At 48.6% G+C, this 16153-nt stretch carries 12 protein-coding genes; 10 read left to right on the top strand and 2 right to left on the bottom strand.

Annotated elements, in window-relative coordinates; translation table 11 throughout:
- Nucleotides 1-147: 147 nt before the first annotated feature.
- On the bottom strand, nt 148-1533 hold the full coding sequence (gene murC, locus ISALK_RS11330) for a UDP-N-acetylmuramate--L-alanine ligase (protein WP_160722357.1): 1386 nt from the start codon (nt 1531-1533) through the stop codon (nt 148-150).
- 208 nt (nt 1534-1741) lie between these two features.
- Here murC and purR point away from each other — a divergent pair, with 208 nt between their 5' ends.
- A complete protein-coding gene (gene purR, locus ISALK_RS11325; RefSeq protein ID WP_160722355.1) occupies nt 1742-2611 on the top strand; it encodes a pur operon repressor in 870 nt (289 codons plus the stop codon).
- 480 nt (nt 2612-3091) lie between these two features.
- Here purR and ISALK_RS11320 read toward each other — a convergent pair whose 3' ends face one another.
- Nucleotides 3092-3514, bottom strand: a complete 423-nt coding sequence (locus tag ISALK_RS11320; RefSeq protein WP_245394424.1) for a magnetosome magnetite crystal formation protein family — start codon at nt 3512-3514, stop codon at nt 3092-3094.
- 284 nt (nt 3515-3798) lie between these two features.
- Between ISALK_RS11320 and spoVG the strand changes: the two genes are divergently transcribed.
- The 9 genes from spoVG (at nt 3799) to ISALK_RS11275 (ending at nt 15988) form a co-directional block, all read left to right on the top strand.
- Nucleotides 3799-4131 carry a septation regulator SpoVG gene (spoVG, locus tag ISALK_RS11315; protein ID WP_160722353.1) on the top strand — a complete coding sequence of 111 codons (333 nt, stop codon included), beginning with the start codon at nt 3799-3801 and terminating at the stop codon, nt 4129-4131.
- 339 nt (nt 4132-4470) lie between these two features.
- Complete coding sequence (glmU, locus tag ISALK_RS11310; RefSeq protein ID WP_160722351.1) at nt 4471-5850, top strand: bifunctional UDP-N-acetylglucosamine diphosphorylase/glucosamine-1-phosphate N-acetyltransferase GlmU; 1380 nt, start codon at nt 4471-4473, stop codon at nt 5848-5850.
- Between the two features lie 2 nt (nt 5851-5852).
- Nucleotides 5853-6800 carry a ribose-phosphate diphosphokinase gene (locus ISALK_RS11305; protein WP_160722349.1) on the top strand — a complete coding sequence of 316 codons (948 nt, stop codon included), beginning with the start codon at nt 5853-5855 and terminating at the stop codon, nt 6798-6800.
- Between the two features lie 258 nt (nt 6801-7058).
- Nucleotides 7059-7694 carry an aminoacyl-tRNA hydrolase gene (pth, locus tag ISALK_RS11300; protein WP_236660363.1) on the top strand — a complete coding sequence of 212 codons (636 nt, stop codon included), beginning with the start codon at nt 7059-7061 and terminating at the stop codon, nt 7692-7694.
- Nucleotides 7695-7706: 12 nt separating this feature from the next.
- The gene (gene mfd / locus ISALK_RS11295) at nt 7707-11330 is read left to right on the top strand and encodes a transcription-repair coupling factor (protein ID WP_160722347.1); all 3624 of its coding nucleotides are present in this window, start codon (nt 7707-7709) and stop codon (nt 11328-11330) included.
- A gap of 463 nt (nt 11331-11793) precedes the next feature.
- The gene (gene iscB / locus ISALK_RS11290) at nt 11794-13062 is read left to right on the top strand and encodes an RNA-guided endonuclease IscB (RefSeq protein WP_371723911.1); all 1269 of its coding nucleotides are present in this window, start codon (nt 11794-11796) and stop codon (nt 13060-13062) included.
- Between the two features lie 63 nt (nt 13063-13125).
- A complete protein-coding gene (locus ISALK_RS11285; RefSeq protein WP_160722345.1) occupies nt 13126-13413 on the top strand; it encodes a hypothetical protein in 288 nt (95 codons plus the stop codon).
- Complete coding sequence (locus ISALK_RS11280; RefSeq protein ID WP_160722335.1) at nt 13340-14281, top strand: peptidylprolyl isomerase; 942 nt, start codon at nt 13340-13342, stop codon at nt 14279-14281. Before ISALK_RS11285 ends, ISALK_RS11280 begins: the two co-directional genes overlap by 74 nt.
- A gap of 90 nt (nt 14282-14371) precedes the next feature.
- Nucleotides 14372-15988 carry a putative polysaccharide biosynthesis protein gene (locus tag ISALK_RS11275; protein ID WP_160722333.1) on the top strand — a complete coding sequence of 539 codons (1617 nt, stop codon included), beginning with the start codon at nt 14372-14374 and terminating at the stop codon, nt 15986-15988.
- Nucleotides 15989-16153 lie beyond the last annotated feature (165 nt).

Genomic DNA, 16153 nt, shown 5'->3' with positions numbered 1-16153 from the left:
CCCCTTGGTACATTTTTACGTTAATCCATTGTCAAATCCGAAAATCTCTTCTTGTTTCCTGCGGATTCTGTTAAAGCGAAGAATAATTGCTAGCAATCCCTGTAAAAAGACGGGTTTGGCGGAGATGACAAAAACTCCGTCCCGCTGTCATTTGCGGTTGTTCAGGTCGAGAAGCATTTCTCCGATGCGGTATACGTCCCCGGCGCCCATGGTGAGGACGATGTCCTCGGCCTGGATCCGGGGGTAGAGAAAGTCCCGGATTTCTTCGAAGCTTTTGAGATAGTAGGTATCGGGATGATTCTCCATTAAAGCCAGCAGGCTTTCGCTGCTGACGACGCCGTCGTCTTTTTCCCGGGCGGCGTAGATGTCAGCGAGGATTACGTGATCCGCTAAGGCGAAGGCCTTGGAAAAATCATCGAGAAGGGCCTTAGTGCGGCTGAAGGTATGGGGCTGAAACACACACCAAACCTTGCGGTGTTTATAGTTTCGAACCGCCTCCAGGGTGGCCTCGATTTCCGCCGGGTGGTGGGCATAATCATCCACGATGGTGGCTCCTTTTACTTTTCCCAGCACATCAAAACGGCGGTGAATCCCTTTGAAACGAGTGATGTTCTTTTGGATATCCTCCAGGGGAATGCCAAGGACAAAGGCCGTGGCAATGGCGGCCAAGGCGTTGTATACATTATGCATACCGGGGATTTGCAGAGTGATCGGGCCGAGATTCTTTCCTTGATAGTAAAGATCAAAGGAGGGGTGGGCCAAATCGTTATAGACCACGTTTTCCGCTGTGAAGTCCGAGTCCTCCCGAAGGCCGTAGGTAACCTTTTGGCAGTGGATATCCGGGAGAATCCCTCGAATGTGTTCATTGTCGTTAAAGGCGATTAAATGCCCCTCCGGTGGAACCAGCTCCGCAAAACCCTTGAAGGCCCGGATGATATGATCCATGTCCTGGAAATAATCCAGATGATCCTTGTCGATATTCAAAAGCACACCGATTTTCGGTTGGAACTGCAGAAAACTTTCATAGTACTCACAGGCCTCCGTAACAAAATAGTCGCTGTTGCCGATTTTGATATTGCCCCCGATTTCCGCCAAATTCCCGCCCACCATAATGGTGGGATCCAAATCCGAATACTCCAAGAGCAGGGAGATAAACGAGGTGGTGGTGGTTTTTCCGTGGGATCCAGCAATGGCAATGGCATAGGGATAGCTTTTCATAATCTTTCCCAGCATTTTCGCCCGGTCGATTTCAGGGATGTTAGACTTTTGTCCCAGCACTCTTTCCGGGTTATCTCCTTTGATGGCGGCGGAGTAGACGATCAGGTCCGCATCCTCCACCAGGGTGCCATGATGGCCGAAGTCGATTCGGGCCCCTTTGGCTTTTAATCTTTCCGTGATCGGTGTGGCGGCCACATCCGAGCCCGAGACCTGAAACCCTTCTTTTAGCAGGATCTCTGCGATGCCGCTCATGCTGATGCCTCCGATCCCGATTAAATGTATATGATTAACGTTATGGTCCAATTCAAATTTCATAATTTCGCTCCTTTAGTTTTCTTACTTCGTGTACCGGTAGTTTTCTTACTTCGTGTACCGGCCCTTTCCTGCACCGGTCTTACTGTATGATACCATAAAATCGGAAAATGAAAAACCTAAAAATATCCAAGGAAGCGGTTGCTTTTTTATAAAGAAACGAATAAAATGGAATTCAACGTAGAAAACATTCGGATTTAAGGAGGCAGGAATGAAATTTAAGCGAAGTGAACGAGTGAGCCGCATTATGAAGGAATTGTTGGAACACCCTAATGAAATTCTTACCTTAAGCCATTTTTCCCAGCGGTTAAACGCAGCAAAATCCAGTATCAGCGAGGATATGGTGATCATCAAGAATGCCTTGGAAAAAGCCCGGGAGGGAAGAATCAAAACCGTGGCCGGGGCCGCCGGCGGGGTGAAATATATCCCTGAAGCCTCCAAGGAGTATACCCGAAGAATTTTAGAGGAAATTGCGGAAAAATTAAAGGAGCCCGACCGGATCATTTCCGGGGGATTTTTGTACATGCCGGATATTATGTATTCCACCAGGCTGGTGGAGGGGGTGGCGAATATTTTTGCCACGAAATTTGAAAAGATGGAGCCCGACTATGTGGTTACCGTGGAAACCAAGGGCATCCCCCTGGCCTTTATGACCGCAAGGGCCCTCAACAAACCCCTGGTCATTATTCGAAGGGAGAGCAAAGTCACCGACGGATCCACCGTAAGCATCAACTACATTTCCGGATCTACGGGAAAGATTGAGCGTATGAGCCTTTCCAGGCGAGCCATGAAGCCGAAGGCCAAGGTCGTGATCATCGATGACTTTATGAAGGGCGGCGGCACCGCCAAGGGCATGAAGGATATGATGAAGGAGTTTGAGGCGGAAGTGTTGAGCATCGGCGTCCTGGTGGAGACCACTACCCCCGTGGAGAAAAGGGTAAAGGATTATATCCCCCTGTTGATTTTAGAAGAGGTGATCGAGGAGAGGGGAGAGGTGAAAATCTATCCCAATCCCCGGGTCTTTGAAGAAGAGGGGCAGCCGGAAGATCAACTACCGGAGGAATTGGAGGCACAGGAATAGGGGTAGTATTAAGACTAGGAATAGGACTAGGGAATAGGGCTAGGAATAGGGCTAGGAATAGGGCTAGGAATAGGACTAGGAAATAGCACTAGGAATAGACAAAGCAATTGGGATAGTACCAGAGACAGTATCAGGGACAGTATCAGAGACAGTATCAGAGACAATATCAGGGACAGTAGCAGGGATAGTATCAGGGACAGTAATAATGAACAGCAGTAAGGACAGTAAAAGAAGTGGACGGAATCAAAAAAACCACGATAAATAATCCCCGGGAAAACTGCGGCGAAATAACCGCAATTTCCGGGGATTTTCAGTAAGGTCAACCAAGCCGGAGGAAAAGGGAGGTTAGGGGCTTGGTCTCGGAATCATAATGTTTAGGAACATCTTCCTTAGGGGTGGTTTATCGAGTCCAACTTTCGAGTTCAACCTTCGAGTTTAATTTTAGAGTCCAACTTCCGGGCCCACGTCTTTAGGGTAAACTTACTTCAAAATACGATACTGACCGATAAGGGGCAGGTCTTTGGCCTTCCCGTTGATCGCATTTAAAATACCCATTACCCCCAGAATGATCACAAACAGGGAGAAAAAAGGAATTATAATCCATCCGAGGATCGGAATGATGGTTAGGATCGTATTGCCGCCAAAACCCAGAATGAACAGTAAAAGTCCTTGATTTGCATGGAATCGGGCATAGGATGAATCTTGCGCAGCCAGTAAGGGCAAAAAGAAAATTAAATAGGCTAAAGCGGCGATCGCTTTGTTCTTTTCGATGTCCTCTTGAGTGTAGGTGGTACTTTCCTCCTGCTGTTTGTTGCCGGTATTGATTTCCCGTACATTGGAATCCTGCGCTGAGGATGCATGATCTTGTTCTTCGTGGACGGATTGCTCTTTAGGATCTGCCACAGGTTACACCTCCTTTGAAAAACGCTTCGAATCTCCGATACCTGAGAAAGACAGGTTTACCGGAGAACTGTCAGAATGATAAAAATTATTAGTTATTAATTATTATTACCCCGAATTCAGAAAAAGAAACAGGAGAAAAAAAGAAAAAACGAAATAATTCAGAAAACTTCGCAAAGGAAGAAGGAATTTCCTGATTTATGTAGAATACTTAGGTATATGGTAAATTTTTGTCTTAATCCATATTCATCTCAAAAATATTTTTGCATAAGGAAGGTGGTAAAAGGATGAAAGTAACAGATGTACGGATTCGGAAAATTACCTCAGAGGGGAAGATGAAGGCTGTGGTTTCGGTGACCTTTGATGATCAGTTCGTAGTACATGACATCAAAATTATCGAAGGACAGAACGGTCCCTTCATCGCAATGCCCAGTCGGAAAATGGGAGAAGGGGACTTTCGGGATATTGCACACCCAATCAATTCGGACACCCGGGGAATGATTCAGGAAGCCATTTTCGAACGGTATGAAGAATTGGAAGCCCAGGAAGCCGCGGAAGCCGAAGCCAAGGCCGAGGCCATGGGATCCGAGGAAGAATCCACGGAGGAAATACCGGAATAAGAAAGCCTTAGGGCTTTCTTTTTTCTTTTTTGCTTTTTTTCTGCAAAACCCTTCATTAATTTGATAAAATGTAATAGACTAGTACGGGATGAGGAAAAACTGAATAACCGAAAAACCCTAAGAAAAAACGCAAGAAAAATCTTAAAAATACAATCGATAAAAGAAAGTAGAAAACAGGATATTGATGCAGGTGGTAAGGGAATAAAAAATAAAACAATAAAACAATAAAACAAGCGTCAAAGGAAAAAAGCAAGCGGCTGAGAAAAAGAACAGCTTAGGAAAGAACAGCTCAGGAAAAGAGCAAGAATAAATTAAAATGAAAATTACGAGGTGAAAGAAATGGCGATACAAGCAATTATCTTAGCAGCAGGACAGGGAACCAGAATGAAATCCAAAATCCCGAAGGTTCTTCATAAGGTTTCAGGAAAGTCCATGCTTCAGCATGTCTTAGACAACGGACGAAAATCTTTAGTGGATCAAAGTACGGTGGTGATCGGCAGAGGAGCGGATATGGTCCGGGAAAGCCTCCCCCAAAACGTGGGCACCGTGGTGCAAAAAGAGCAGCTGGGTACCGGTCATGCGGTGATGGTGGCCGTGGATGAAATCCAGGAGGAGGGCATTACCCTAGTACTCTACGGAGACGCCCCCCTGATTCGAGGGGAAACCTTGGATAAACTGATGGCCTATCACAGCCGGGAAGGCCATCAGGCCACGGTCCTTACCGCGGAGCTGGAAGAACCCTTTGGCTACGGCAGGATTGTCCGGGACGAAGAAGGCCTCTTAGAGGGCATCGTGGAAGAGCGGGATGCAAGGGATGAAGAGCGCCAAATCAAAGAGATCAACTCCGGCATCTACTGCTTCGACTCTAAGGAACTGAAAAACACCCTGCCGAAACTGAATAACGACAACGCTCAGGGAGAGTATTACTTAACCGATATCCTGGGGATTCTGAGAAAAGAAGGCAAAAAAGTCGGAGCCTATATCACCGACGACTACGAGGATATCATGGCGGTCAATTCCCGGGTACAGCTGGCGGAAGTGCAAAAGATCATGAACCGGCGGATCGTCGAAAAACATATGGAAAACGGGGTCACCGTAATCAATCCGGAAAATACTTATATTGAAGAGGAAGTCCTCATCGGTCAGGACACCGTCATTGAGCCCGGCGTGATGCTAAAGGGAAAAACCGTCATCGGGGAGGAAGTGACCTTAAAGGCCAATACCGTCATCGAGAACAGCCAAGTGGATGATAAGGTGACCGTGGAAAATTCCACGATCAAAGACTCCATTGTGGGAGCGGGATCCATCATCGGGCCCTACGCCTATCTCCGACCCAAGAGTACCCTGGGAAAACGGGTGAAGATCGGGGATTTTGTGGAAGTGAAAAACTCCGTCATCGGAGACGATTCGAAAGCCTCCCACCTGGCCTATATCGGCGACGCCGACATCGGAAAACACGTCAACATCGGCTGCGGCGTAATCTTTGTGAACTACGACGGTCAAAGTAAACACCGAAGCACCGTCAAGGATCATGCCTTTGTGGGCAGCAACTCCAATCTGGTAGCTCCGGTTACCGTGGAGGAATACGGCTACATTGCCTGCGGATCCAATATTACCAAGGAAGTACCCAAGGGCGCTCTTGCCATAGAACGGGGAGAGCAGCATAATATAGATGGTTGGGTTAAGAAAAAATTTAAAAACCTTAAGGAGGAATTGTAATAATGAACACCGCCGGTACTGAAATTAAAGTTTTTACAGGGAACTCCAATCCGGAATTAGCAGAAAAAATTGCGGAATTTGCAGGGGTAACCCTAGGAAACGCCTACGTTTCCACCTTCAGTGATGGAGAGATCTACGTAAATATTAAAGAGACCGTCCGCGGGGTAGACGTGTTTGTGGTACAGTCCACCAATCCCCCGGTAAACGATAACATCATGGAGCTCTTGATTATGATTGATGCCCTTCGACGGGCCTCCGCCGGAAGAATTACCGCCGTCCTTCCTTACTACGGCTATGCCCGCCAGGACCGGAAAGCCAAGGCCCGGGATCCGATCACCGCTAAGCTTGTGGCCAACCTGTTGACCGAAGCCGGCGCCGACCGGGTGCTCAGCATGGACCTTCACGCCTCTCAGATTCAGGGGTATTTTGACATTCCCGTGGATCACCTGTTAGGGGTGCCGATTTTAGCGGAGTACTTTAAAAAGCAGAACATGGAAGACCTGGTCATCGTATCCCCGGATATGGGAAGCGTAACCCGGGCGAGAAACTTCGCCAACCTGATGGACGCTCCTATTGCCATCATCGATAAACGACGACCCAAGGTCAACGTATCGGAAGTGATGAACATCATCGGAGAGATCGAAGGGAAAAACGTAATCATCGTCGACGACTTGATTGACACCGCGGGAACCATTACCCAGGCCGCCAACGCCTTAAAGGAGTTCGGAGCGAAATCCGTACAGGCTTGTTGTACCCACCCGATTCTTTCCGGACCGGCCATTGAGCGGATCAACAGTTCCTCCATTGAAAAATTGGTGGTCACCGACACCGTGCCTCTTGGAAAAGAGAAGCAGTCGGCGAAGATCAGCTCCGTATCCGTATCCAAAATCTTCGGCAAAGCCATTCGAAGAATTCACGACAATAAGTCCGTATCCAAGCTGTTTGACTAAAGGCAGGCACCGGAAGGAAAAGCCGGGGCGGAAAGCCGCGATCATAAGACCGCGGAAAGCTACAACCGGAAGACAAAATCAATAAGATGGATGGGCAGATGGGATAATCTGCCCTTACATCTGTTTTTTGCAAAGAGGTCTTTTGCAAAGATGTCTTTTGCAAAAAACAAAAAGTGTACCACCGGGTCCGACCCCCTGGTACAAAAAAAGTGTACCACCGGGTCCGACCCCCTGGTACAAAAAAGCGAGGGATCGTCGATGGAAAAAATCATGGAATTATTTCGTAAAATTGAAAAAGAAAAAGAGAAGCCGGAAGCCCCGGCCCAGGGCAGCGAGACCTATGTGATTGTGGGCCTGGGAAACCCGGGAAAAAAATACGCCACCACCCGGCATAACGTGGGATTCTTGGCCTTGGACACCTTAGCCATGGAAAGCGATATTAAGATCACAAAAATCAAGTACAAGGCCTTAATCGGAGAGGGGCGCATCGGCGGGAAGAAAGTGGTGCTGGTAAAGCCCCAGACCTATATGAATAAAAGCGGAGAATCCGTTCAGGAGCTTTTGAACTTTTATAAAATTCCCCTGGACAACCTGGTGGTCATCTATGATGACATCGACCTGGATCCGGGAAGACTGCGCATCAGAAAAAAAGGCAGTGGCGGCAGTCACAACGGCATGCGCAGCATCATCCGCCTGCTGGGAGATGACGGATTTCCAAGGATAAGAATCGGCGTCGGTCGGCCGGAACGCCAGGACCTGGCCTCCTTTGTTCTGTCCCCCTTTGCCGAAGAGGAAAAGCGGGATGTGGCGGAGACCATTGAAAAAGCCTCCATGGCGGCGAAAACCATTGTGTCGGAAGGCCTGGATATTGCCATGAATACGTATAACGGTTAGGTCGTGAAAAAAATGGATAAAAAGAATCCGAAGGATCAGAGCAATAAAAAGGATCAAGACAATAAAATAAAAGAGAAGAATAAATTGGAGAAGAATAGCCCCGAAGATTCGGCAAAAATCAAAGAGGAGCTGCTTTTAGCCCCGCTGCTGAAATCCGGGAAGTTTCAAGAGCTTACGGAGCATATCGAACAGGGGCGAACCCCGGTGCTTCTCCAGGGACTTACCGACGGACAGAAGGCCCATATGGCCTATGGCCTCGGGGAGGCCCAAAAACCGAAGCAGACCATGATCATCACCTACACGGAAAAAGAAGCGGAAAATATCTACGAGGATTTAAAGTTTTACCGGGGAGAACGCGCCGCCCTGTTTGAGAACCGGGAGATCATGTTCTACGAAATGGAGGCCTCGGATAAAAAGCGGGAAAACCGGCGAATTGAGGTATTGGAAAAACTGCTTCGAAGAGAAGTGGATACTTTGGTGCTCTCGGTGGAATCCCTGTTGTTGAAACTCCCGCCGAAATCCCGGTTTGAAAGCTTAATCCTTCCCTTTGAAGTGGGAGGGACCGTGGACTTAGAAACCGTGCTTCAGACCTTCATTCAGCAGGGCTATGAGCGTACGGAGCGGGTGGAATACCCCGGAGAGTTCAGCCTGCGAGGAGGGATCATCGATATCTATCCCCTGTCCGAGGAGGATCCCTACCGAATTGAGCTCTTTGACGACGAAGTGGACTCCATCCGGTCCTTCGACCGGGGGACCCAAAAGTCCGTGGACAAGGTGGAAAAGATCACCATTTACCCGGCGGATACCCTGCTAGTGGAGCGGGAGAACCTGTCGGCGGTGGGGGAGAGATTGAAAAAGGATCTTCAGAGGATGAAAAAACCCTTAGGAGAAGACGCCTTTGAAAACCTGGAAGAAAAAACCCTGCATCTGGTGGATCGACTGGAAAATCAACAGGACGTCTCCGGACTTCGGGAGTACCTTCCCTACATCTACGACCATCCCTGCTGCCTGCTGGATTATCTCGACCAGGACGCCCTGGTGATCTTAGATGAGCCCAACCGTCTTCGGGACCGGAGCACCGGCCGGACTACGGAATTCGCGGAAAGTTTTCAAAATCTTCTCGAAAAAGGCGAAGTTCTTCCGAAGCAGGGGGAGCTGTTATTTCAGTACCCGGAAATCTTAGAGCGCCTGCAAAGCTTCTCTTTGGTAAACTACAGCTTGCTGCCCAAGGTCCACCGGGATTTTAACCCGAAAAGCATTGTGAACTTCATCACCCGCCAAGCCCCCTCCTTCGCCGGCCAAATGGAGCGCCTGGTAAAAGAGATCATCCGTCTTAGGCAAAAAGGGTATAAAACCCTGCTGCTACCGGGAAGCAAGGACCGGGCCCTAAGGCTCCTGGATCTCCTCCGGGAGCGGGGGGTCTTCGGGGAATTTGCCGTATCCCCCCGGGGAGACATCCAAACCGGGGAAGTGATCATCCTGGAAGGCAGTGTCAGCCGGGGATTTGAATACCTGGATCACAAATACATGATTCTTACGGACCTGGAGATCTACGGGGTCCATAAACAGAAGAAGAAGACGAAAAAGCGCCGGGACAGCGACACGGAAACCCTAAAAAGCTATGTGGACCTGAACGTGGGGGACTACGTGGTCCATGAAAACCACGGGGTAGGAAAATACCTGGGCATTGAGGAGCTGGACGTGGCCGGGGTGAAAAAGGATTATTTGAAAATCAAATACATCGGCACCGATCATTTATACGTTCCCACGGATCAGATGCACCTGATTCAAAAGTACGTCGGGGACGATGATAAGCCGCCGAAGCTCAGCAAACTCGGCGGGGCCGAATGGACGAAGCAGAAAAAGAAAGTACAGCGGGCCGTAGAGGATATTGCCGAGGACTTAATTGAGCTCTACGCCAAACGGGAGGAGGCCAAGGGTTACAGTTTCTCCAAGGACTCCCAGTGGCAGCAGCAGTTCGAGGACCTTTTTCCCTATGAGGAGACCCCGGACCAGTTAAAGTCCATCGAAGAGGTAAAACGGGACATGGAACGGGAACGGCCCATGGACCGCCTGCTCTGCGGCGATGTGGGCTACGGGAAAACCGAAGTGGCGATCCGGGCCGCCTTTAAAACGGTGCTGGACGGAAAACAGGTGGCCTTTCTGGTGCCCACCACGATCCTGGCCCAACAGCATTTTAATAACTTCAAGGAACGTTTCGAAACCTTCCCCGTGAAAGTGGAGATGCTCAGCCGATTCAAAAGTGCCAAGGAGCAAAAGAAAATCCTGGAGGATCTTCGGGCGGGGACCGTGGACCTGGTGGTGGGCACTCACCGGATTTTATCCAAGGATTTACGATTTAAGGATTTGGGCCTCCTCGTAGTGGACGAGGAGCAGCGCTTCGGGGTCAAACACAAGGAGAAGCTGAAAAGCCTGAAGGAAAACGTGGACGTGCTGACCCTGACCGCTACGCCGATCCCCCGGACCTTGCATATGTCCATGATCGGCATCCGGGACATCAGTGTGATTGAAGACCCGCCGGAGGAGCGCTCCCCGGTGGAGACCTACGTCACCCCGGAGAACGAATCCCTAACCGCCGATGCGGTGTCGAGGGAGTTAGAGCGGGAGGGCCAGGTCTATGTGGTTTACAACCGGGTGGATACCATTCACTCCGAGGCGAGAAAAGTCCAGGAGCTGATCCCCGAGGCCCGGGTGGAAGTGGCCCACGGTCAGATGGCCGAGGGAAAGCTGGAAAAACTGATGATGGCCTATTACCACGGAGAGATCGACGTCCTGGTATGCACCACCATTATCGAAACCGGCCTGGATATTCAAAACGTCAACACCATTATCATCAAAAACGCCGACCGCCTGGGGCTCTCCCAGCTCTATCAGCTACGGGGCCGGGTGGGCCGGACCAACAAACAGGGCTATGCCTATTTGATGTATGAGCGGAATAAAATCCTCTCGGAGGTGGCGGACAAACGGCTGAAGGCGGTTAAGGAGTTTACGGAGTTCGGCTCCGGCTTTAAAATCGCCATGCGGGATCTGGAAATCCGGGGGGCCGGGAATATCCTGGGGGCCCAGCAGCACGGCCATATCGCTGCTGTGGGGTACGACCTCTATGTGAAAATGCTCTCCGAGGCCCTGACGAAGCAAAAAGGGGAGGCCCCGGTGATCGAGAAGCCGGAAACCCTGATCGAAATCCCTGTGGATGCCTATATTCCCAAGGATTACATTCAAAACGAAGGACATAAAATTGAGATCTATAAAAAAATCGTCTTCATCGAAAACTTAGATCATCTCTATTCCATTGAAGAGGAAGTGGAGGACCGTTTCGGTGACCTGCCCATGGTGGTCCGGCATTTGATGCTGATCGCCTACTTAAAGGCCCTGGGCAAAGAGCTGAACCTGGAGAGCATTACCGGAGGAGAAAAGGGAATCAAGCTGAAATTCCGCCGGGATACGAAGCTGAACCCGGAAACCATCGGAGAACTGCTCCACCGCTATAAGTGGATTTTGACCTTCCACGGACAGAAGGATTTTTATTTTCTCTACAAACCCAAGGAAAAAAGTGCCTATGATCTCTTAAAGGATTTACAGGAGATATTGGAAACCTTACAGTCCCGGGCATAGGTAGTGCATGCAGAGGTAATGCGGGAGTATGTACTGCAAAGGAGTATAGCTGCGCAATTAGAAACTGCATGCATAGCCGCTGCAGCCTTAAACGCCGCATAGGTTTGCTGGATAAGACCACTGGAGCGGCCTCTTAATACAGGCTACCTAGAGAGAAAAGTGAACCTCCCACGACTAAAGTCGTAGGCTTCTAAAAGTCTTGGTTCACCAGACTTAGTGATTAGAAATAGTCCCTACGATTGTTAGGTTATGATACCCTCGGTTGACGCATCAGACCGTTGCTCTATCGTATATATTTAAGTAGAAGTTAAGGGAACGCTTCGGTGATATATACGTAAAAAGCCTAGTGATCATTGTCGAGATGAAGTCGGATTCCTTGTGTGGTAACAGTACAAGGATACGCATTACCTACAGTTTATGTAGAGGATTTACCTGTTAAGGAGGTTATATTATGGTTTAGGTTATTAATCAAGAAAAACAACCGCTTATGCCTTGCCATAATGTAATCGCCAGGTTGTTACTAAAACAAGGCAAAGCAAAAGTCAAGTCAAAAACACCCTTTACCATCCAATTGTTATACAACACAAGCTCTTATATTCAAGACATTACCCTTGGTATGGATACCGGTAGTTCTAAGGTGGGTGTCGCTGCAGTTACTGAAAAATCCAAAGTGGTCTATGTATCAGAAATAACACTTCGAAATGATATTTCGGAAAAACTGACAAGACGGGGCAAGTATCGACGAACCCGACGCAGCAGAAAAACGAGATACCGTAAGCCCCGTTGGAGGAATCGGAAAAACAGCATTAAAAAACACCGTTTTTCCCCAACCATGACCAGTAAGTTTCATGCGCATATGAAAGAAATTCATTTTGTTCAGTCCATATTACCGATTAGTAACATGGTGTTAGAAACCGCCAACTTTGATTCTCATGCGCTGAAAAACCCGGAGGTATTAAAGAATAAGTTATTATACCAACGCGGAGTGAACTATGGTTATGCCAATGCCAAGGCCTATGTTTTGCATAGAGATAACCATACCTGTCAATACTGTAGTGGTAAGTCTAGGAATCAACGATTAGAAGTGCATCATATTGTATTTAGAAAAAACGGTGGCTCGGATGAGCCGGAGAACTTAATTACCTTGTGCAAAAGCTGTCATGACAAGGTTCATTTACACCTTATACAAATAACGTTATCCGGAAAACAGAAAGGCGATCTAAAACATGCTACACAAATGAACAGTATAAGAATGCAATTATTAAAAAGAATTCCGGAGGCAAGGGAAACTTTTGGATTTATAACCAAAGAGCACAGACAGTTGTTAGGATTACCAAAAGAACACTATATGGATGCTGTGGTTATTGCCGGTCAAGGAAAATACGTTGCATTTGACAGGCTACAGGTTTTGTTTAAAAGAAGAGTAAGTGTTGGCGATTATCAGCAAACCAAAGGGATTCGCAGCCAACAATCAATTCCTACGGGTAAGATCCAAGGGTTTAGAAAATTTGACAAAGTATCCTACTTAGGAAAAACGTATTTTATTAAAGGAAGAATGACTTCCGGTTATGCTATTTTAATGGACATTCACGCAACAAAGATAGATTTTAGTACAGCACCAAAGGGTTATAAGACTCCAAAGTTAAAAAACTGCAAGAGAATTACTGCAAGAAGTAATGCAATGATTGATTCAAAACCAATTCAAGACCGATTCAATTCATCTCACGACTAAAGTCACGAGTATTCTTGAATCCATTATAAAGAGGGTTTTCTAAATAGGCAAAGTTGCGGTATAATGGATGGAGTTCAAGAAATAAACCATCAAGCAATACACCGGAATTTAAAACTTAAGGAATGCAAGAGACAGAATGTGCAAGCTAAGAAAAGCAAGAAAGCTAAGAAAAGCAAGAAAGCTAAGAAATCAAGAAAGCTAAGAAAGGCAAGAAAAGCAAGAAAAGCAAGGAAAATAGGAGAAGAAACGAAAAAGCCAAGAATTAAGGGGGAAGGTTATGAAAAAGTTAAAAATCGGGGTGCTGCTGTTAGCGCTTTTGACAGTATTTGCCTTAACCGCCTGTGGGAATGATCAGGAGGAAGAAATGAACGAGGAAGCCATTGCCGTAGTCAATGGGGAGGAAATCTCCCGGGAGAAGTTTGACAAGGTGCTGGCCATGTATCAGATAGGCTATGAGGCCGAGTTTGGAGAAGATGTATGGGAGATGACCATCGAGAGTGGAGAAACCGTGCTGGAGGCCTTAAAGCAGGAAGTATCCCAGATTCTGATTCTGGAGCGTCTGGTAATGCAAAGAGCCCAGGAAGAAGGCATTTCCCTATCCGACGAAGAAGTTGATGAGGCCCTGGACCCTTACCTGGAGGATCCCGACATGCAGGCCCTTCTGGAAGAGGGTACCCTGGATGAAGCCTTCCTTCGGGAACAGATTGAAAAAGAGCTTTACGCCGAGAAGTACCAGGAATGGTACCTCAGTGAAAATGAAGTAACGGAGCAGGAAATCGAAGACTTCTATGAAGAAAACAGCGAGGTGTTTGAAACCGATGAAGTTCAGGCCCGACACATTCTTGTGGAGGAAGAGGACCTGGCCCAAGAACTGATTGACCGTATCCAAGAGGGAGAATCCTTTGAAGCCTTAGCGACGGAGTACTCCACCGACGGATCCGCCGCCGGGGGCGGAGATCTCGGCTATTTTGGAAGAGGGGAGATGGTAGGTCCCTTTGAGGAAGCCGCCTTTTCCCAAGAAGTGGGGGAGGTATCCGAAGAACCGGTGGAAACCCAATTCGGCTACCACATCATTCTAGTGGAAGACCGTATTGAAGAAAGTGAATCCCTGGAGGAAGCCAGAGAAAATATCCGAAGCCATATCGGCAGTCAGCGCTTCCAAAACCATATGAGTCAGCTGTTTGAAGAAGCGGATATCGAGCGAACCGAGGAGCTGTAAATTTAGCAGCGGTAAACCCAGTATGCACCGGGTTTAAGAACGGAAGTAGCCCAAGGGCTACTTCGGTCTTATAGGAGGTCTTATAGTGCCATGAAACAAGATACATTTTTAAAAGGAGCGGCGGTGCTTGGCGCCGCCGGTATGCTGGTGAAGGTCCTAGGGGCCTTCTTTCGAATCCCCCTGGGAAACATCATCGGCTCCGACGGAATGGGATATTATCAGGTGGGCTATACCATTTACAACTTTTTGCTCGCCTTTACCGCCGCGGGATTTCCCACGGCCATCTCGAAACTGGTGGCGGAAAAACGGGCCCAGGGAGACTTTCGGGGAGCCCATAAGGTCTTTAAAGTATCCTTTCGCCTGCTCTTCGGACTAGGGGCTGCGGGGATGCTGATTATCGCCGTGTTTGCCGGATTTTTGGCCAACACCTTTTTCAGCAATCCCAATGCCTATTTCGCCGTTCTGGCCATGTCCCCGGCGATCTTTTTTGTCTCGATCCTGGCGGCCTTTCGAGGCTATTTCCAGGGGATGAAGGAGATGAAGCCCACGGCCATCTCCCAAATCGTGGAGCAGGCCGCCCGGGTGACTCTGGGACTTACCCTGGCGGTGATCATCATCTACGTCGTCGCCGCCGATGTGAAATACGCCGCTGCCGCCGCCTCCTTCGGCGCCGGTGCCGGGGCCATTGCGGGAACCCTGGCCATGGCAAGGATTTATCTAAAGCGAAAGCCGAAGATTGTCCGCGGTTTTTCCGAAGGGGTACGGATCCAGCCGGATTCCGTACAGAACATTATTCGAAAGCTCTTAAAAGTAGCGGTGCCCATTGCCATCGGGGCCTCGGTGGTGCCGATGATCAATATGTTCGATACGTTTTTGGTGGTCCGCCGTCTCCAGGATATCGGATTTACCTATTTGGAAGCCAACAGCCTTTACGGTCAGCTCCAGGGGATGGCCAACACCCTGATCAATCTTCCCCAGGTGCTCACCGTGGCCATAGCCGTAAGTCTGGTGCCGGTGATTTCCGAAGCCTTTACCCGGGAGGACTACGACGGCGTGAAAGCCGACACCCAGTCCGCCATCCGGGTAGGGTTTTTAATGGGGCTGCCCGCAAGCATCGGACTGTTGGTACTGGCCGGGCCGATTATGTCCCTGCTGTACCCCAATGAGCCCGCCTCCGCAGGCCAGGTGCTCTTTGCCCTGGCCCCGGCGGTGATCTTTTTAACCCAGGTTCAGGTTCTGACAGGCATCCTTCAGGGGCTGGGGAAAGCCCATATCCCTGTAAGAAACTTACTGATCGGCGCCTTTTTCAAGCTGATCATCACCTATATCCTAACGGGGATTCCTGCCATCAATGTGCGGGGGGCCGCCATCGGTACGGTAATGGCCTACGCCATCGCCTTCAGCTTAAACCTGTATGCGGTCAAACGGGAAACCCGGGCAATAATCAGTTTTCGAAAAATTGCCATGCGACCAATCCTCGCCGCCGCCACCATGGGGGCGGTGGTACTTATGGTTCATCGTATGCTTCTTGGGGTCCTGGGAAATTCCCTGTCCACTATCATCGCCATTCCCATCGGCGGCGGGGTGTACCTTTTGATGCTGATGCTTACCCGGGCCGTTGGAAAAGAAGACTTTGACCTGATTCCCAAGGGGGATAAGCTCTTTAAAATTCTCAATCGTTTCGGGCTGATGAGAGGAAAAAGATAGGGAAATATTGAAAATAGGAGGTTTTTTTATGGGGAAAGTGTCAACCCTTTTAGAAAATGTCCTTAAATAGTTAAAACATAAGCACCAGATTGCTGGCGGTAATCGTGATTTTGTAAAATACAGAAATTACCAAGGTATAATGTTTTTGGGTAACCTTAATAAACT

The organism is Isachenkonia alkalipeptolytica (assembly GCF_009910325.1).
In the GTDB taxonomy this organism is placed as follows: domain Bacteria; phylum Bacillota; class Clostridia; order Peptostreptococcales; family T1SED10-28; genus Isachenkonia; species Isachenkonia alkalipeptolytica.
This window is presented reverse-complemented; position numbering and strand designations above follow the sequence as displayed.